The sequence below is a fragment of the Variovorax sp. AC103 genome (assembly GCF_979254005.1).
Genome location: NZ_CEEDFC010000022.1, coordinates 37,262 through 54,688 on the forward strand (window position 1 = coordinate 37,262; position 17,427 = coordinate 54,688).

Annotated in this window: 18 protein-coding genes; 9 read left to right on the forward strand and 9 right to left on the reverse strand. The window is 69.8% G+C overall.

Annotation, left to right across the window (positions count from 1 at the left end; all coding sequences use genetic code 11):
* The first annotated feature begins 97 nt into the window (after positions 1–97).
* From AC0IYU_RS26530 to arfB, 4 genes are read left to right on the forward strand one after another with little or no spacing between them, the layout of a single operon-like run.
* Positions 98–817 carry a TetR/AcrR family transcriptional regulator gene (locus AC0IYU_RS26530; RefSeq protein ID WP_472123151.1) on the forward strand — a complete coding sequence of 240 codons (720 nt, stop codon included), beginning with the start codon at positions 98–100 and terminating at the stop codon, positions 815–817.
* The gene (locus AC0IYU_RS26535; protein WP_472123154.1) at positions 814–1,596 is read left to right on the forward strand and encodes an enoyl-CoA hydratase/isomerase family protein; all 783 of its coding nucleotides are present in this window, start codon (positions 814–816) and stop codon (positions 1,594–1,596) included. The genes AC0IYU_RS26530 and AC0IYU_RS26535 overlap by 4 nt, the downstream gene beginning before the upstream one ends.
* Positions 1,597–1,629: 33 nt before the next feature.
* Positions 1,630–2,814: an acetyl-CoA C-acyltransferase family protein gene (locus AC0IYU_RS26540; RefSeq protein WP_472123157.1), complete on the forward strand. Its 1,185-nt coding sequence runs from the start codon at positions 1,630–1,632 to the stop codon at positions 2,812–2,814.
* A 25-nt stretch (positions 2,815–2,839) separates the two neighbouring features.
* Positions 2,840–3,247 (forward strand): alternative ribosome rescue aminoacyl-tRNA hydrolase ArfB, encoded by a 408-nt coding sequence (arfB, locus tag AC0IYU_RS26545; protein ID WP_435435654.1) that lies wholly within the window; start codon positions 2,840–2,842, stop codon positions 3,245–3,247.
* Here arfB and AC0IYU_RS26550 read toward each other — a convergent pair.
* Positions 3,216–3,749: a DUF2306 domain-containing protein gene (locus AC0IYU_RS26550; protein ID WP_472123159.1), complete on the reverse strand. Its 534-nt coding sequence runs from the start codon at positions 3,747–3,749 to the stop codon at positions 3,216–3,218. The genes arfB and AC0IYU_RS26550 overlap by 32 nt on opposite strands.
* 125 nt (positions 3,750–3,874) lie before the next feature.
* On the opposite strand from AC0IYU_RS26550, the gene AC0IYU_RS26555 reads away from it, so the two are divergent.
* Entirely contained in the window at positions 3,875–4,459 is a 585-nt protein-coding gene (locus tag AC0IYU_RS26555) for a DUF3299 domain-containing protein (RefSeq protein ID WP_472123162.1), read from the forward strand.
* A 48-nt stretch (positions 4,460–4,507) separates the two neighbouring features.
* Here the strand turns inward: AC0IYU_RS26555 and AC0IYU_RS26560 are convergent, their stop codons facing one another.
* From AC0IYU_RS26560 to AC0IYU_RS26575, 4 genes are all read right to left on the reverse strand, one after another.
* Positions 4,508–5,392, reverse strand: coding sequence for a LysR substrate-binding domain-containing protein (locus AC0IYU_RS26560; protein WP_435483407.1), 885 nt, complete (start codon positions 5,390–5,392; stop codon positions 4,508–4,510).
* A 23-nt stretch (positions 5,393–5,415) separates the two neighbouring features.
* The gene (locus AC0IYU_RS26565; protein WP_435483408.1) at positions 5,416–7,131 is read right to left on the reverse strand and encodes a SulP family inorganic anion transporter; all 1,716 of its coding nucleotides are present in this window, start codon (positions 7,129–7,131) and stop codon (positions 5,416–5,418) included.
* Positions 7,132–7,219: 88 nt separating this feature from the next.
* Positions 7,220–7,663 (reverse strand): DUF2501 domain-containing protein, encoded by a 444-nt coding sequence (locus AC0IYU_RS26570; RefSeq protein WP_435483409.1) that lies wholly within the window; start codon positions 7,661–7,663, stop codon positions 7,220–7,222.
* A gap of 73 nt (positions 7,664–7,736) precedes the next feature.
* Positions 7,737–9,092 carry a M20/M25/M40 family metallo-hydrolase gene (locus AC0IYU_RS26575; RefSeq protein ID WP_472123164.1) on the reverse strand — a complete coding sequence of 452 codons (1,356 nt, stop codon included), beginning with the start codon at positions 9,090–9,092 and terminating at the stop codon, positions 7,737–7,739.
* 148 nt (positions 9,093–9,240) lie between these two features.
* Here AC0IYU_RS26575 and AC0IYU_RS26580 point away from each other — a divergent pair, with 148 nt between their 5' ends.
* Positions 9,241–10,149, forward strand: a complete 909-nt coding sequence (locus tag AC0IYU_RS26580) for a LysR substrate-binding domain-containing protein (RefSeq protein WP_472123374.1) — start codon at positions 9,241–9,243, stop codon at positions 10,147–10,149.
* Here AC0IYU_RS26580 and AC0IYU_RS26585 read toward each other — a convergent pair.
* The 4 genes from AC0IYU_RS26585 to AC0IYU_RS26600 form a co-directional block, all read right to left on the reverse strand.
* Positions 10,146–11,357, reverse strand: coding sequence for a beta-ketoacyl-[acyl-carrier-protein] synthase family protein (locus tag AC0IYU_RS26585; protein ID WP_472123167.1), 1,212 nt, complete (start codon positions 11,355–11,357; stop codon positions 10,146–10,148). The two genes, AC0IYU_RS26580 and AC0IYU_RS26585, sit on opposite strands and share 4 nt — an antisense overlap.
* Positions 11,354–11,596 carry an acyl carrier protein gene (locus AC0IYU_RS26590; RefSeq protein ID WP_116908594.1) on the reverse strand — a complete coding sequence of 81 codons (243 nt, stop codon included), beginning with the start codon at positions 11,594–11,596 and terminating at the stop codon, positions 11,354–11,356. Before AC0IYU_RS26590 ends, AC0IYU_RS26585 begins: the two co-directional genes overlap by 4 nt.
* 131 nt (positions 11,597–11,727) lie before the next feature.
* Positions 11,728–12,456: a phosphatase PAP2 family protein gene (locus tag AC0IYU_RS26595; protein WP_472123169.1), complete on the reverse strand. Its 729-nt coding sequence runs from the start codon at positions 12,454–12,456 to the stop codon at positions 11,728–11,730.
* Positions 12,457–12,523: 67 nt separating this feature from the next.
* Positions 12,524–13,441, reverse strand: coding sequence for an AraC family transcriptional regulator (locus tag AC0IYU_RS26600; protein ID WP_472123172.1), 918 nt, complete (start codon positions 13,439–13,441; stop codon positions 12,524–12,526).
* 89 nt (positions 13,442–13,530) lie between these two features.
* Here AC0IYU_RS26600 and AC0IYU_RS26605 point away from each other — a divergent pair, with 89 nt between their 5' ends.
* The 3 genes from AC0IYU_RS26605 (at position 13,531) to AC0IYU_RS26615 (ending at position 17,424) form a co-directional block, all read left to right on the forward strand.
* Complete coding sequence (locus AC0IYU_RS26605) at positions 13,531–14,784, forward strand: MFS transporter (RefSeq protein WP_435435665.1); 1,254 nt, start codon at positions 13,531–13,533, stop codon at positions 14,782–14,784.
* A 40-nt stretch (positions 14,785–14,824) separates the two neighbouring features.
* Positions 14,825–15,577, forward strand: a complete 753-nt coding sequence (locus AC0IYU_RS26610) for a sulfite exporter TauE/SafE family protein (protein WP_472123175.1) — start codon at positions 14,825–14,827, stop codon at positions 15,575–15,577.
* Positions 15,578–15,753: 176 nt separating this feature from the next.
* Positions 15,754–17,424 carry an ABC-F family ATP-binding cassette domain-containing protein gene (locus AC0IYU_RS26615; RefSeq protein WP_472123178.1) on the forward strand — a complete coding sequence of 557 codons (1,671 nt, stop codon included), beginning with the start codon at positions 15,754–15,756 and terminating at the stop codon, positions 17,422–17,424.
* Positions 17,425–17,427 lie beyond the last annotated feature (3 nt).

Genomic DNA, 17,427 nt, shown 5'->3' on the forward strand with positions numbered 1-17,427 from the left:
CGGATGTCTACTGGCTCGTAGAATTTCTACTGGCCAGTAAATTTCCTTCTCGCCGCGCTGTGCGGTGTCGGATCTCTGGCCATGTCGTTTCGCACCGATGGCCCGTTCCGTTTCCCCTCCGTCCGCTCCAGTTCCGCCGTCTCCTTCTCCCTGGGAGCCCGCGGGCAAGCGCGCGCGCCAGCGCGAGGTCAAGCGCCAGGCCGTGCTGCAGACCGCGGCCCAACTCTTCAACGAGCGCGGCTTCCACGCCACCTCGCTCGACGACATTGCCGAGCGGCTGAACGTCAGCAAGCCCACGCTCTACTACTACGTCGAAAGCAAGGACCAGATCCTGCTGGAGTGCGTGAAGACCGCGCTCGACCTCATGCATGCCGGCATCGGCGAGGTGCGCGCCGCGGGTGGCAGCGCCATCGAGCAGCTCAAGGCCTGCATGCGCATCTACTCGGGCGTGGTCATGCAGGACTTCGGCATGTGCGTGATCCGCATCGGCGAAGACCCGTTGCCCGCGCCGCTGAAGAAGGAGCTGCGCCATCTCAAGGCCGGCATCGACAGCCAGTTCCGCCGGCTCATCGAGGACGGCGTGGCAGAAGGCTCGCTCGCGCCGTGCGACCCGAAGATGGCGGCCTTCATGCTGGCCGGCGCGCTGAGCTGGATCGGCCGCTGGTACCGCCCCGACGGCGACCTCACGCCCGACCAGATCGCGGACCAGGGCATCGAACTGCTGCTCAACGGCGTGCTGCAGCGCCCTGTTCCCGCTGCCCCCGCCACCGCTCGCGCGCCGCGCCAGCCCGCCACGAAAAAAGGAAACACCGCATGACGACAGATGCACCTCTGCTGCTGGGCCGCGACGGCGCGGTGGCCACCATTCGCTTCAACCGGCCGGGCGCGCTCAATGCGATCGACGTGCCGATGGCCAACGCCTTTCTCGCCGCCGTGCGCGATCTGGCCACCGACAAGGGCGTGCGCGCCGTGCTCATGAGCGGGGCGGGCAAGGGCTTCATGGCAGGCGGCGACCTGGCCGTGCTGAGCGCCGACCCGCAGCAGGGCGCCGCCGACCTGATCGGCCCGCTGCACGAGGCGTTGACCGTGCTCGACGCGATGGACGCACCGCTGGTCGCGCAGGTGCACGGCGTGGCGGCCGGCGCGGGCCTGAGCCTGATGCTGCAGGTCGACTTCGTGCTCGCGGCCGAGGGCACGCGCTTCAACCTCGCGTACGTGAACCTCGGCACCAGCTGCGACGTGGGCGCCTCGTGGGCGCTGCCGCGGCTGGTGGGCATGCGCCGCGCGCTGGAGATCGCGATGCTCGGCGACACCTACGACGCCGCCGCCGCCGAGCGCATGGGCCTCGTCAACCGCGTGGTGCCCGCCGCCGAGCTCGAGGCCGAAGCCCTGGCGCTGGCGCACCGGCTGGCCCAGGGGCCGACCGTGGCGCTGGGCCACCTGCGCCGCCTGATGCGCGGCTCGCTCGGGCGCGACCTGGCGGGCCAGCTCGACGCCGAATCGGCCGCCTTCCAGGTCTGCGCCGCCACCGACGACTTCCGCATCGGCCTGAACGCCTTTTTCGACAAGAAGCCGGCCGTGTTCACCGGCCGCTGAATCCGTGTTCACCCAAACCCAGGAGATCCTGACATGACCCCACGCGACATCTTCGTGGTCGGCACCGCCCGCACCGCCATCGGCACCTTCGGCGGCGCGCTGAAGGACGTGCCCAACACCCAGCTGGCCACCACCGCCGTGAAGGCCGCCATCGAGCGCAGCGGCGTGGCGGCGGACGCCATCGGCCACGTGGTCATGGGCAACGTGATTCCCACCGACGTGAAGGACGCCTACCTGAGCCGCGTGGCTGCCATCGACGCGGGCTGCCCCATCGAGACGCCGGCCTTCAACGTGAACCGCCTGTGCGGCTCGGGTTTGCAGGCCATCGTGTCGGCGGCGCAGGCCATTGCGCTGGGCGACTGCGACATCGCCATCGGCGGTGGTTCGGAATCGATGAGCCGCGGCCCGTATTTCGACACCTCGGCCCGCTACGGCGCGCGCATGGGCGACGCGGTGCTGGTCGACTACATGCTGGGCATCCTGCACGACCCGTGGGAGAAGATCCACATGGGCATCACGGCCGAAAACGTGGCCGCGCGCTACGGCATTTCGCGCGAGCAGATGGACGAACTGGCCGCCACCAGCCAGCAGCGCGCCGCAGCCGCCATTGCGGCGGGCCGCTTCAAGGAACAGATCGTTCCGGTCGAAGTGAAGACGCGCAAGGGCGTGGTGCTGTTCGACACCGACGAGCACGTGCGCGCCGACACCACCGTCGACACGCTCGCCAAGATGAAGCCCGCGTTCAAGAAGGACGGCCTCGTGACGGCCGGCAATGCCTCGGGCATCAACGACGGCGCCGCCGCCGTGGTGCTGGCCGAAGGCGGCCGCGTGAAGGCGCTGGGCCTGAAGCCGCTGGCGCGCCTGGTGGGCTACGCACACGCCGGCGTCGAACCGGCCTACATGGGCATCGGGCCGGTGCCGGCCACGCGCAAGGTGCTGGAGCGCACCGGCCTGAAGGTGAGCGACTTCGACGTGATCGAGTCGAACGAGGCCTTCGCGGCGCAGGCCTGCGCGGTCATCAAGGAGCTGGGCTTCGACCCGGCCAAGGTGAACCCCAACGGCTCGGGCATTTCGCTGGGCCATCCGGTGGGCGCGACGGGCGCGATCATCACGACGAAGGCCATTGCGGAGCTGCACCGCACCGGTGGGCGCTACGCGCTGGTCACCATGTGCATCGGCGGCGGCCAGGGCATTGCCGCCGTCTTCGAGCGCGTCTGAGCGCGTTCAGGGCACACTTGCCGGCATGCTGCGCCCACCTCTGCTGATCGATCCCGACGAAGTCGAGATCAGCGCCATCCGGGCGCAGGGGGCGGGCGGGCAGAACGTGAACAAGGTGTCGAGCGCGGTGCACCTGCGCTACGACATCCCCGCCAGCTCGCTGCCCCCTGACGTCAAGGAAAGGCTGCTCGCCCTGCGCGACAGCCGCATCACGCAGGAGGGCGTGCTGGTGCTCAAGGCCCAGCAGCATCGCACCCAGGAAATGAACCGTGCCGACGCGCTCGCGCGCCTTCAGGCGGTGGTCGACACCGTGGCCACGCCGCCGCGCGTGCGGCGCGCCACCAAGCCGACCTATGGTTCGAAGCAGCGCCGGCTCGAAGGCAAGAGCCAGCGCTCGCAGATCAAGAACCTGCGCGGGCGGGTGCAGGACTGAGCCCGGCGGCGCCACCGCGCAGCCGCCGGATCTGCAGCCAGACGCCGGCCAGATACAGCAGGAACAGCACGCCGGTGATGGCCTTCAGCTCGGGGGCCTCGGGGCTCGAGAGCAGCGGCGCGCCCAGCGGCAGGCGCGTCAGCGTCTCGGTGAACGCCGGGATCCAGTGGAAGAGAAAGCTGGCCGAGTAGGCCGCGGCCTCGACCTGGCGCGCACGGCGCCCGAAGAGCATGCCGCGCCCTGCCATGGCGCCAACCGCCAGCGCCACCAGCGTCAGGATGCCCAGCGCATGCGGCTTGCCGAAGCCCCCGTGCTGGAAGATGCCGAAGCCGGTGAGGCAGGTGAGCACGGTGGTCCACACGAAGACCTGTCCCAGGCCGGTGCGCAACGTGATCTCCCTGTAGCGGAACAGGGACCAGAGCCCTGCGACGACGGCGACCAGACTGATCGCCGTGTGAACCGTGCCGAGGGACGTGAGTCCCAGCCATCCAGTGGGTGCCATGCGGATCTCCTCGTGTCGTGATGCGGAATTTTGGCGTTTGCAACGAATTTGTGTGATCTTGTAGGAAATGAGTGCCAAGACCCTGCTTTACGGGACTGACACGCCGCGCAAGCACAATCGCAGTCATGAGAAGGTTTTTTCCTCCCGTGGTGCTGTCCGCGCTTCTTCTTTCACCGGCCGCGGCGCTGCTGGCCGGCTGCGGCCCGGGGTCGGCGCAGGGCGCAAGCAACGTTGCCACCGGCACCGCCGCCGAGCTCAAGTGGGAAGAGCTGGTTCCCAAGAGCTGGGACCCCACCAAGCGCTACCGCAACATCAGCCTCGAGGCGCTGCGCGACAACGACCCGCGCGCGATCCAGCTGCTCGACGAAATGCGTGCCGTCTGGGACAACGCGCCGGTCAACGTGGCGCTCGACGGCAGGGCCGCCAGGCTCTCGGGCTTCGTGGTGCCGCTGGACGCCTCGCAGGACGGGATTCGCGAATTTCTGCTCGTGCCGTACTTCGGCGCCTGCATCCATACGCCGCCGCCGCCCGCCAACCAGATCGTGCATGTGATCGCGCCCGCGCCCGTCAAGGGGCTGCACGCCATGGACACGGTGTACGTAAGCGGTACGCTGAAGGCGGCGCGCTACGCGTCGGCGGACATGGGCGTGAGCGGCTACGAGATCGCGTCGGCCGCGGTCGAGCGCTTCACGCCGAAGCAGCCGCAGTAGCCGCAGTGGCAGCAGCAGTGCAAGGGGCAGGCCCGTGGGGTGCACCCCTCAGGTCATGCGCTGCGACAAAAAATCAAGGAACGACGTGATGCGCGCCGACAGCTGCGTGTTGCGGTAGTACACCGCGTTGACGGCCTGGCGCACGTCCGCCGTGTCCTTGGCCAGCACCTGCACCAGCGCGCCGCTCGCACGGTCTGCGCCCGTCATGAAGTCCGACAGGCACGCGATGCCCACGCCGGCCAGCGCCAGCTGGCGCAGCGTTTCGCCGCTCGACGCGGCCACCGTGGGCGTGATGTTCCACTCGTCGCCGTGCACGCCGCGCAGCGGCCAGCGGTTGAGCGACTCGGGCTGGGTGAAGCCCAGCAACGCATGCCCGGCCAGTTCGGCCACCTTGCGCGGCTTGCCGTGCGCCTCCAGGTAGGCGGGGCTCGCGAGCACGCGCAGACGGTGCGTGCCGAGCGGGCGCGCATGCAGCGTGGAGTCGCGCAGCGGCCCGATGCGAATGGCAATGTCGGTGCGCCGCTCCAGCAGGTCGATGGGCAGGTCGTCGGTGTCCAGTTCCAGGCTGATCTGCGGGTAGAGCCTTCGAAACTCCGGCACCAGCGGCACGATGGCGTGCAGCATGAAGGGCGAGGCCGCGTTCACGCGCAGCCGCCCCGCGGGTTGCTGGCGGCGCGCGGCCATCTGCTCTTCGGCGTCGTCGATGGCATCGAGGATGGCGCGCGTGCGCTGCAGGAAGGCCGCACCTTCCTCGGTGAGCTCGAGCCGGCGCGTGGTGCGGCGCAGCAGCGTGGTGTCCAGCTTCTGTTCGAGCCGGCTCAGCGCGCGGCTGATGCCCGAGACAGTCTGCGCGAGCTGGTCGGCCGCGGCCGTGATCGAGCCCGCGTCCACCACCGTGCGGAAGGCAACCAGTTCTTCGATGGTGGTCTTCATGGGCGCACGCGGTCCGGTGTGGTTCAGGGCGCGGCTTGTGCCGCCGGCACGTCGATGCGGGGCATCAGCGCCGCGAGCGCCTCGCCGTCGGTGCGGTAGCTGAAGAGCATGGGCCCCGGTGCGAGGAGGCCGGCGCGTTCCAGCACCTGCATGGCGGGCAGCTTCAGGCCGCTCAGGTGCAGGCGCACGCCTTTGGACTCCATCATCCGGCGGATCGAGCCGAACACCTCGGCGCCGGTGATGTCGATGCGGTTGATGGGTTGCGCGAACAGGCACACGTCGGTGAGCTCCGGACGCTCGGCCAGTGCCACGGTGAGCGCGCGTTCCAGCGTGGAGGCCGAGGCGAAGTCGAGTTCGGCGTCCATGCGCAGCGCATACAGGTGCGGCGCCAGCGGCGGCAGTTTCCACAGGTGGCGGTCGCGCAGGCTGCCGTCGGGGTGCAGGCCCACTTCGATGATGCGCGGGTGCAGGTGGCGGTACATGTAGTGCGCCATGCTGGCCAGCAGGCCGCCCAGCACGCCCCAGTAGATGCTCGGCGCGGTGGCGATGGTCAGCACGAAAGTGCCGAAGGCAATGCCCGCCTCGATGCGCGACACGCGCCACAGCGCCTTGAAGCTCGCTGGCTTCACCAGCCCCAGGATGGCCGTGACCACCACCGCCGCCAGCACCGCCTGCGGCACGTGGTACAGCAGCGGCATCAGCCACAGCAGCGCACCGGCCACCACCACCACGCTGAAGAGCGTGGCCCAGCCGGTCTGCGCGCCCGCATAGAGCGTGATGGCCGAACGCGAGAACGACGAACTGGTGGGAAAGGCGCCCGTGAAGCCCGAGGCCAGCTTGGCCAGGCCCTGGCCGATCAGGTCCTGGTTTTCGTTCCACAGCGTGCCGGCGCGCGCGTTGTCGACCTTGGCGCTGGACGCGGTTTCCAGAAAGCTCACCAGCGTGATCATCAATGCCGGCAGCACCAGCGCGCTGAAGGTGCCCAGCGGCAGCAGGCCGGGCCAGTACAGCGAAGGCAGGCCCGAAGGCAGGCTGCCCACCACCGCGCCACCGCGCAGGGCGTAGTCGACCGCCCAGCTGATCGCGGCCGCACCGGCGACCAGCGCCATGGTGGTCGGAAAGCGCGGCAGCAGGCGCTTGCCCAGCCACAGCACCGCAACGCTGCCCAGGCCGAACGCGATGGCCACCAGGTCGGGCAGCGGGCCGCCCTGCAGCACCTGCGGGATGGTGCGCCCCGTGAAGCCCAGCAGCGCGGGCAGTTGCGAGACGGCGATGAGCACCGCCGCACCCTGCGTGAAGCCGATGAGCACCGGCGAGTTGACCAGCCGCAGCAGCCAGCCGAAGCGCCCCGCGCCCAGCACGATCTGGATGGTGCCGGACATCAGCGTGAGCCACACCGCCATCGCCACCCATTCGGCGCTGCCCGCCACCGCCAGCGGTGCGAGCGAGGCGCCGACCAGCAGGCTGGTGAGCGCCGTGGGCCCGACCGACAGGCGCTGCGACGAGCTGAACATCACCGCGATGAGCGCCGGGAACAGCGCCGCGTACACCCCCGTCACCAGCGGCATGCCGGCCAGCGCGGCGTAGGCCACGCCTTGCGGAATGACCATCAGCGCCACGGTGATGCCGGCCATGGCCTCGTTGCGCAGCAGCGCGGCGGAAGGGCGCGGCCAGGCGAGACAGGGAACCCAGCGCGCGAGGCGCTGGCGAAGGGAAGAGGAGGGGGCAGCCGGGGTCATGAACGTTTGCGGGCGCACGAAGAAGAAACAACACACAGGCACATGCGCGGTGCGCCGCGCGGGAGCGATGCGGAAGGCAGGGGCGAAATCAGATCAGCGAGGTTGCGTTCTTCAGCACGTAGTCGCAGGCCTTGGTCTTGACCTTCGACGACAGGATCTTGAAGTTCAGCGTCTGGCCGTCGCCGCCTTTCAACAGGCCTTTGGCGCCGCTGGCGAAGCCTGTCTCCTGCGGCTTCTGTCCGGTGATCTTGGCCAGCAGCTTGTCCTTGACCGAGGCCGCGTCGCCACCCAGGTAGTTGTTCTTCACGCAGTACTGCAGCACGCCGGCCGCATTGCCCATGGTGCTGGAGCCGATGGCCGGCATCTTGAAGCCAAGGTTGCCGAGCGATGAACCGCCAGCGGAGCCGCCTTGCGAATTGGCGCTGGCAGCCTCGCCGGCCTTTTCCTTCAGCTGGTCGAGCAGGTTGTTGGCCTGCGCCGAGGCGCCTGCCGCGAGCAGGGCCAGGGCGATGACGGTGGAGCGAGCATGCATGGTGGGTCTCCTTTGGAAGCGGCCACCAGCATAACGGAGAGTGCCAGGGACTCTGGCCCCCGCGGCACGCCGATTACTTCGTGCGCGGCGGGCGCTTTTCGAGCAGCGGCGTGCTCGTGCCCTGCACGCCGACCAGCCCCAGCACCGTCACCAGCGAGTTCTGCGCACCCTTCCAGCCGTCGGTCACGTCGATCCACTCCGAGAGCGCGTGGAAGCCGCCGGTCTTGCCGCCGCCGCCGATGATGATGGCCGGGATGCCCAGCGACATCGGCACGTTGGCGTCGGTGCTGGCGCCCGTCAGCAGCGTCTTGTGGCCGAAGGCCGCGTTCGAGCGCGTGGCGGCCTCGACGATCACCGTGTCCGACTGCGTGCGGCCGCCCGGGCGGTCGCCGATGAGCTTGGTGCTCACGCTGAGCGTGTTCACGTTCCAGCGCTTGTTTTCTTCCACCACCGCTTCGTCGATGGCGGCCAGGATCTTCTTCTCGGTTTCCAGCAGCGGCGCCATTTCGTCGGAGCGGATGTCCACCGCCATGCGGGCATCGGGCGCGATGGTGTTCACCGAGGTGCCGCCGCCGACCGTGCCCACGGTGAAGGTGGTCTTGGGAAACGTCGGCGTGCGCACGTCGGCGATCTTGGCGATGGCGCGGCCCATGCCGTGGATGGCGCTGGGCACCTGGCCGAAGGCGCCGAAGCTGTGGCCGCCCGGGCCCTTGAAGGTCACTTCGTAGCGGTGGCTGCCCGTGCCCAGCATCAGCACCGTGCCTTCGGGCGCGGGCTCCAGGCCGACCATGCCGTCGATGTCCAGGTTGTCGCGAAAAATCGCCTTGATGCCGCGCAGGTTGCCCAGCTCTTCCTCGCCCACGTTGCCCACGAACAGCAGGTCGCCCACGGTCTGCACCTTGTTGTCGTTCAGCACTTTGAGCCACGACAGCAGCACCGACAGGCCGCGCGTGTCGTCGGAGATGCCCGGCGCGTAGAGCTTGCCGTCGCGCTCCTTCACCTTCACGTCGGTGCCGGCGGGGAACACGGTGTCGAGGTGGGCCGAAATGAGCAGCTTGGGCCCGTTGCCCGTGCCCTTGCGCAGGCCGACCACGTTGCCTTCGGCGTCGATCTTCGCGTCGGCGAGGCCGAGCGCCTTCATGCGCGCGAGGAAGGCCTCGGCGCGCTTCTGTTCCTTGAAGGGCGGGGCTTCGATCTCGGTGAGCATCTTCAGGTCTTCGACCGAGCGCTCGTGGTCGGCCTTCACCGCGTCCAGCAGTTTCAGGATGGCGGGAGACGCCATCAGCTGCGTGTAGGCCTTGTCGACGTCGGGGCGCACCTGCGTGGGCGTGGCCGCGACGGAGCCTGTCTGGGCATGGGCGAGGCCGGCAGCGGCGGATGCCAAGGCGAGGACGATCGGAGCGAGGCGAAGAGACGCAGGGCGGGACATGGTGAGCAAGATTCCTTGAGAGTGCGACGGAAAGGAGCGCGCCGACGACGCGGTGTCGTCAGCAATTCTTGCGGCTGTGCTACGTGCCTGCTCTGGTTTAATCTTCGGCGTTGTCAGTTTTTCTAACGAGCCGATCTTCATGGCCACCATGCGCCGCCACATTCCCAGCACCCGCGCGCTGTTGATCTTCGACGCAGTCGCCCGTCATCATGGCGTGGGCAAGGCCGCGGAGGAGCTGTGCCTCACGCACAGCGCGGTGAGCCAGCAGTTGCGGCTGCTGGAGAGCCAGATCGGCGTGCGGCTGGTGCAGCGCACAGCGCGCGGCACCGAGCTCACCGAGGCGGGGCGGCGCTACCACGGGCAGGTGTCGGGCGACCTGCTGCGCCTGCAGAACCACACGCTCGAGGCCATGGCACAGCGCACCGACGGCCTGCGACTGCTGGTGGGCGCGGTGCCGGTGCTGGCCGAGGGCTGGCTCATGCCGCGGCTGCCGGCATTCATCGCGCAGCACCCGGGCTGCAGCCTGCACCTGCAGGTGTTTCCGACACACCTCTACATGGAAGCCATGCCGTTCGACGTGGGCGTCCAGTACGACGACGCGGTGTGGCCCGGTGCGAACGCGCTGCCCTTGATGGGCGAGTCATGCGTGGCGGTGTGCTCGCCGCAGGCGAAGGGGCGCCCGTCCATGGCGCGGGGCGACTTCCGTGCCGCGCCGCTGCTGCAACTGCGCACCCGCATGGGCGCCTGGGAAGAGTGGTTTGCCCAGACGGCGCACGCGCAGGCGCCGTACAGCCTGGTGGCGGGGCACCGCTTCGACCTGTTTTCCACGCTGATTGCCGCGGTGCGCGCCGACCTGGGCGTGGGGCTGGTGCCCGCGTATTTTGTCGAGCGCGAACTGCGCTCCGGCGAACTGGTGCTGGCCTGCCCGCACCGGGCGCCGTCGAGCCGGGGCTACAGCGTGTTCGTGGCGCCGAGCCGCACCGACGATCCGTTGATCGGCGCCTTCGTGGCGTGGCTTCGGGCGACGGCGGCCGAGCCGCAAGCGCAACCGGCTTAGTCCGGCCGGCGGAACAGCAGCACGGAGTTCGTGCCGCCGAAGGCGAATGAGTTGCTGATGGCGGCCTCGAGCGACGGTGCCGCGGTGTTGCCGGGCGCCACCAGGTTCATCTGGCACGCCGAATCGATCTCGGTGCAGTGGGCGTTCGGCGGCAATTGCCGCTGGTGCAGCGCCAGCACGGTGATGACCGCCTCGATGGCGCCGGCCGCGCCCAGCAGGTGGCCGTGCAAGGCCTTGGTCGAGCTCACGCGCAGCGCGTCGAGGTCGTCGCCCCACACGTCCGCCAGCGCATTTCGCTCGACCACGTCGCCGATGCGCGTGGCCGTGCCGTGCGCGTTGCAGTAGCCCACGTCGCGCGGCTGCAGGCCGGCCTGGCGCAGGGCCGCGCGCAGGGCGCGTGCCTGGCCCGGGGCGTCGGGCTTGGTGAGGTGGGTGGCGTCGCTGCTCAGGCCCCAGCCGGCCAGCGTGGCGTAGCTGCGGGCGCCGCGCGCACGGGCGCGCTCGGCCGATTCGAGAATCAGGAAGGCCGCGCCTTCGCCCAGGGCGAAGCCGCTGCGGTCGGTGGCGAACGGGCGCACCGCGCCGGCTGCTTCGCCGGGCTGGAAGGTGGCCAGCGTCTGCATGGCCTGCCAGGCCACGACCACGCCGGGCACGATCAGCGCTTCGCTGCCGCCGGCAATGGCGATGTCGACCTCGCCGCGCTGCACGGCCTTGGCCGCTTCGGCGATGGCGGCGGACGACGAGGCGCAGGCCACGGAATAGGTGAGCACCGGCCCTTGCGCGCCCTGGCGCATGGCCACGTGGGCGGCCGGCGCGTTGGGCATGAAGGCCGGAATGGTCAGCGGCGACACACGGCCGTTGCCGCGGTAGGCCGCTTCGAGCGCCGCCGCGCCGCCCATGCCGCAGCCGGAGAAGACGCCGATGCGTTCGGGGTCGGCATCGCCTGCCGCCAGGCCCGCGTCGCGCATGGCCAGGTCGGCGGCGGCCACGGCCAGCTGGCTCACGCGGTCGACGCCTGCCAGCTGCAGCTTGGTGAACCAGCGGGATTCGTCGAAGGCCGCCGTGGCGGCCGCGGCCGGCTTGGGCAGTTCGGGAAAGACGGGTTGGATGGCCGAGCGGCCCTGCAGCAGCGCCTGGAACAGCGCGACGGGCTCGTCGCCATGCGGCGCCACGACGCCCAGACCGGTGACCGCGACGGCGTGGTTCACGCTGTCTTCGCGGCCCGGACCTTGTCGACCAGCTGCGCGAGTTCGGCCAGGGTGTCGATGCTCGCGTCTTCGTCGGGCATGGTGATGCCGAAGTGGTCTTCGATGGCGAAGAGAAATTCTGCGAGCGCCAGCGAATCGAGTCCGCCGGTTTCCCGCATCGATGCATGCGGGTCGAGCTTCGACGGATCGATGCCGTACTTCTCGTGGATCAGGTCCTGCAATTCCTTCAGCGAACTCATCGTGCGATGCCTGTCGTCATGTGCCGCCGAATCGATTGCCGCCCCTGGAGGGCGTGCCATTGAATCGATCCCTTCCTCGTTCGGCCAGTGGTGAGTGTGATCAATGATTGCCGATGATATCCGCTCGCACCCTAGGGACATCCCCCTTGCTGTCGCTTTGTCGCCTGCTTGTCCGCGTGCCTTCCCGGCCGCCAGCGCAGCGAGGGAATGGCGAACGCCATGCCCAGCAGCGCACCGGCCAGCACGTCGAGCACCACGTGCTGCTTGACCGCCAGCGTCGAGTAGGCAATGGCGGCAAACCAGAACCAGTTGATCCAGTACAGGAATGCAGGCGTACGGGCCCGGCGCAGCACGTCGTGCACGCGCACGGCAGTGAAGATCGCCACCGCGACGTGCATCGACGGACAGGCGTTGCCGGCCGCGTCTACACCCTGCAGCATCGCGAAGCCGGGATAGCCCGACGCATCGATGGGCAGCGGCGGGATCTGTGTGGGCCACAGGTAGAAGATGCCCAGCCCCGTGAGGCACAGGCCGCTGATCCACAGCCCGTAGACCAGCAGCTCCCTGAAAGTCAGCTGCAAGCCGGGCGCGACGCCCACGTACAGCCAGAGCGACAGGTAGGCGCCCAGCGTGTAGGGCTGGAACGCAATCAGGTGGTCCAGCGCCGTGAGCGGCATCACCGTGACCGGAAAGGCCGGGTTGCGCAGCAAGTGGAAGTAGCCGATGAAGAAAAGCCACGTGAAGACCGTGGTACCGACCGCCTTCAGCAGAAAGTGGCGGCGCATTCGCAGCCAGATGTCGGCAGTCCACGCGTGTGGTCCGGCGTCGGGCGCCATGTGCAGGGGGATCTGTGAGTGCATGGTGTCGGTGGCCGATCTTGCCAGAGCGCGGCGGCCCGCCATGGCTCGCCCCCGAAGCCCCGCCGGTTCAGGCGGCGGCAGGGCGCTTGCGATGCTGGAACGACGTCGGCGAGCGGCCCGTGGCTGCCTTGAACATCGCGCAGAAGGCGCTGTCGGTGGCATAGCCGCTGGCGGCCGCCACCTGGCTCACGGCCATGCCGCGCGCCAGCAGCGGCAACGCATGCGCCATCACGGCCTGCTGGCGCCATTGCTGCCAGCTCATGCCGAGCTGGTCGCGGAACAGCCGCGCCACGGTGCGCTCGCTGGCGCCGATGCCGGCCGCGCGCTCGGCCAGCGTGGCGCGGTCGGCCGGGTTGCGCAGCAGCGCCTCGCACAGTTGGCGCAGGCGCTTGTCGGTGGGCAGCGGCACGTCGATGCGGATCTGCGTGGCGCGTTCCAGCTCGTCGACCAGCAGCGGCGCGATCATGCGTTCGCGCTGCGGCGCATGCGGGTCGGCCGGCGGCAGGCCGTCGGGCGTGGTGTCCAGCGCCAGCATCAGCGCGCGCAGCAGCGGGCTGATTTCGAGCACCTCGCATTTCTCCCAGGTCGGCGCGATCCAGGCGTGCAGGTAGACGGTGCGCAGCTCCGCGTCTTCGATCAGCGTGATGCTGTGCGGCATGTTGGCCGGCACCCACAGCGCGCGGGAGGGAGGCACGATGTAGCTGCCGTCCTGCGTGCTCAGGCGGATCACGCCGCGGGTGGAGAAGGTGAGCTGCGGCCACGGGTGCTCGTGCAGCTCGACCCGCGTGTCGGCCGTGAGGAAGTGCTCCTTGGCGCGCAGCGGGCGCACCGCGTCGGGGGCGTAGAGGTGGGGCGTGAGCGGCCCGACGCTGTGCGCGGGCGCGGCCACCGTGCCGCGCGCACTCCGGGCGGGGGGCGGTGCGGCGGTGTCCGAGGTTTGGGCGGTTCTGGCGGTCGCGAGGGAGGGGGGGGCGTCGCTTGGCATGGTTTCGACAAATGTTGTCGCTGTATCGCCATTCTGCCGCGCCACCTCCGCATAGCATCGGTGCCCGCCCCGGTTTTTTGTAGCAATCCATGTCCTCTTCGACCTCCTCGACCGCCGTCCCGCCCACCACCTTGCGCACCGACGCCAAGCTGATCGGCCTGGTCGGCCTGGCCCACGCGGTCAGCCACTTCAGCCAGCTCATCCTGGCGCCGCTGTTTCCCTGGCTGAAGGACGCGTTCAACGTGAGCTACGTCGAGCTGGGCGCGGTGCTCACGGTGTTCTTCGTGGTCTCGTGCATCGTGCAGGCTGCGTCCGGTTTCATCGTCGACAAGCTGGGCCCGCGCCCGGTGCTGTTCGTGGGCCTGGGCGCGCTGGGCCTGGCGGCCTTCGGCTACGCGGCGGCGCAGAGCTACTGGATGCTGCTGCTGAGCGCGGTGGTCGGCGGCATCGGCAATGGCGTGTTCCACCCGGTGGACTACACGCTGTTCAACCGCAAGGTCGCACCCACGCGGCTGGGCCATGCCTACAGCGTGCACGGCATCACCGGCAGCCTGGGCTGGGCGCTGGCCCCGGCCTTCGTGGTGCCGATCGCCATTGCCTACTCGTGGCGCGTGGCGCTGGCCTCCGCAGGCGCCGTGGCCCTGGTGGTGCTGCTGGTGCTGTGGGTGTACCGCAGCGTGCTGTCGCTCGACGCGGCCGCCGTGCACAAGGCCACGGGGCAGGGCGCGGCCGCACCGGCCGGCGGCGAGTTCGACTTCCTGCGCATTCCGGCCGTGTGGATGTGCTTCGGTTTCTTCTTCTTCTATGCCGCGGTGATCAGCGTGGTGCAGACCTTTGCACCGGTCGCCGCGGGCCACCTGCATGCGGTGCCGGTGGCGCTGGTGGCGATGTGCCTCACGGTCTACATGGTGGCCAGCGCGGTCGGCATGGTGTTCGGCGGCTTCCTGGCCTCGGACCCTTCGCGTTGCGAACGCATCGTGGGCGCGGGTTTCGGCATTGCAGCCACGCTGGCGCTGGTGTTGGCCTTCGCGGACTTTCCGCCGGTCGTGGTGCCCGTGCTGTTCGGCGCCATGGGTTTCGTCTCGGGCATCGCGGGGCCTTCGCGCGACCTGCTGGTGAAGAAATCGACACCGCCCAATGCCACCGGCCGCGTGTACGGCGTGGTGTATGCGGGGCTCGACATCGGCCAGGCCGTGGCGCCACTGGTGTTCGGCCGGCTGATGGACAGCGGCCAGTACACCAGCGTGATCGTCGGCCTGGCGCTGGTACAGGGCGTGCTGATTGCGAGCGCCTTCAACGTGCGCCGCGTGCGCCGCACGGCGTTCGTACCTGCCTCGGCCTGACGCCGCTGTCAGCCGAAGTGCCGCCGATATCATCGGCCGCATGCAAGCCTTGTATGTCCATGTGATCGCCGGCGCGGTGCTGGCGGGGTTCGTGCAGGGCCTGTCGGGCTTTGCGTTCGGGTTGGTCGCCATGTCGGTCTGGGCCTGGACGCTGGAGCCGCAACTGGCCGCCTTGCTCGCGCTGTTCGGGGCACTGACCGGGCAGGTGATCGCCGCGGTCACCGTGCGCCGGGCTTTCGACAAAAGCATTCTGTGGCCCTTCGTGCTCGGCGGCCTGGTCGGCGTGCCCTTCGGTGTCTGGCTGCTGCCGCACCTCGACCTCGTGGTCTTCAAGTTGTGCCTCGGCGTGCTGCTGGTGCTGTGGTGCCCGGCCATGCTGATGTCGCAACACCTGCCGAAGGTGGCGTTCGGCGGGCGCGTGGCCGACGGGGTGGCCGGCGCCATCGGCGGTGCGATGGCGGGCATCGGCGGGTTCTCGGGGACCATTCCCACGCTCTGGTGCACGCTGCGCGGCTTCCAGCGCGATACGCAGCGCGCCGTCATCCAGAACTTCAACCTGTCGATGCTGGCGGTGGCGTTCGCGATCCACCTGGCCAGCGGCAGCATCTCGCGCGCCACCGTGCCGCTGCTGGCGCTCGTTGCCGTGGCGGTCGCGGTGCCGGTGCTGCTGGGCGCGCGGCTGTACATCGGCATCAGCGAGGCCATGTTTCGCAAGCTGGTGCTGAGTCTGCTGACCGCGTCCGGCGCGGCGATGCTGGCGTCGGCGGTGCCGGCGCTGTTGCAGCGCGGCTGAGCGGCAGGCCGGGAACCTTCCCGGCCGCGTGCCTTCCAAGCGCAGGACCCGTCGCCTTCGCGGGCCTTTTTCCCCATCCGGAGCGTCCCCCCGAAATGCGCCTTTGAGCCTCCCCTGATTCGCCGCGATGCAAAGCCTTTGCATCGCCTTGCAACGAACTCATCGGAGGGCCGCGCATGGCTCATCGCACACACGCTCCGCGTCCAGCCGCAGGCCTGGGCGCTTCTTCTGCTTTCTCTTTCGCACTGCGCCATGTGCGCCTTGTGCTGCCCGACGGGCGGCTGCTGTTCGACGACATCGACGAGACTTTCCAGTCCGGCCGCATCGGCCTCGTGGGCCGCAACGGCGCCGGCAAGACGCGGCTCATCGAACTGCTGGCAGGCCACGAGATGCCGAGTGCGGGCGTGGTGCTGCGGCCGGCGCGCATCGCGCATGTGCCTCAGAACCTCGCGCCGGCGCCGGACGCCAGCGTGGCCGACCTGGCCGGGCTCGGGCCGCCGCTGGCGGCGCTGGCGCGCATCGAGGCGGGCGTCGGTGCGCCGTCGGACTTCGATATCGCCGAGGGGCAATGGGATCTGCCGGCCCGCTTCACCGCAGCGCTGCAAGTCGCCGGACTCGCGCTCGCACCGCTGCGGCCGGCCGACGGTCTGAGCGGCGGCGAACGCACGCGCGTGGCGCTGGTCGGGGCCTTCCTGTCGGGCGCCGACGGCTTGCTGCTCGACGAGCCCACCAACCACCTCGACGCCGATGCGCGCCGCTGGTTGAGCGAGCAGCTCGCCGCGTGGAGGGGCGTGGCCGTCATCGCAAGCCACGACCGGGAACTGCTCGAGGGCATGGACCGCATCGTCGAGATCACGCCCCACGGCCGCCTGCGCGGTTGCACCGGCGGCTGGACCGCGTACAGCGCGTGGCGCGACCGCGAAGCAGCCGCCGCGCAAGCCCGGCTGGACCATGCGCGCACCGAGCGCGCGAGCGCCTTGCGCGAACTGCACAAGCAGCACGATGCGCAGCAGCGCCGTGCCGCACGCGGCACGAACTGGGCGCGAGAAGCGAACCTGGGCGGGCTGCACCTGGGACGCCTCAAGGACAACGCACAGGCGCATGCAGGCCGAGAGAGCGAGCGCAAGCGCGAGAGCCGCGACGCGCTCGACAGCGCGGTGCGCGAGGCCGCAGCCCATGTGACGGGCGCGCCCGCCGTGGCGCTCGCGCTGCCGGCCTCGTCTGTTCCCGCGGGACGCCGCGTGCTGTGGCTCGAAGACGCAGTGCCTGCGTGGCCGGCCGATGCGCAGCCGTCGAGCCTGTGCCTGCACGGCCCTGTGCGCATCGGCGTCACAGGCGCCAACGGCTGCGGCAAGACCAGCCTCCTGCGGATGCTCGCGGGCCGCGACGAGCCACGCGCCGGCAGGTGTGAGGCACCGCTGCGGTCCGCATGGCTCGACCAGGGCCATGGCGCGGACGACGCGCTGTCTTCGGGCCGCTCTGTCTTGCAGCAGCTGCAGGCCCTGCATTCGCTTTTGCCCGAAGCCGAGCTGCGCACCCGGCTGGCGCTGCTGGGGCTCGGTGCGGCCGCGGTGTGCCGGCCCGTGGCACAGCTCAGTGGGGGCGAGCGCCTGAAGGCCGCGTTGGCGTGCGCGCTATGGAGCGGCGCACCGGCGCAGATGCTGTTGCTCGACGAGCCGACGAATCACCTCGACATCGCTTCGGTGTCGGCACTCGAACAGGCGTTGCGCGGGTTCCCTGGAGCGATCGTGGTGGTGTCACACGATTCGCGGTTCCTGTCGGCGCTGGGTCTTACGCACAGGCTCGATGCGCAGGCAGGTGGGTGGTCGCTGAGCGACCTGGGGTAGCTG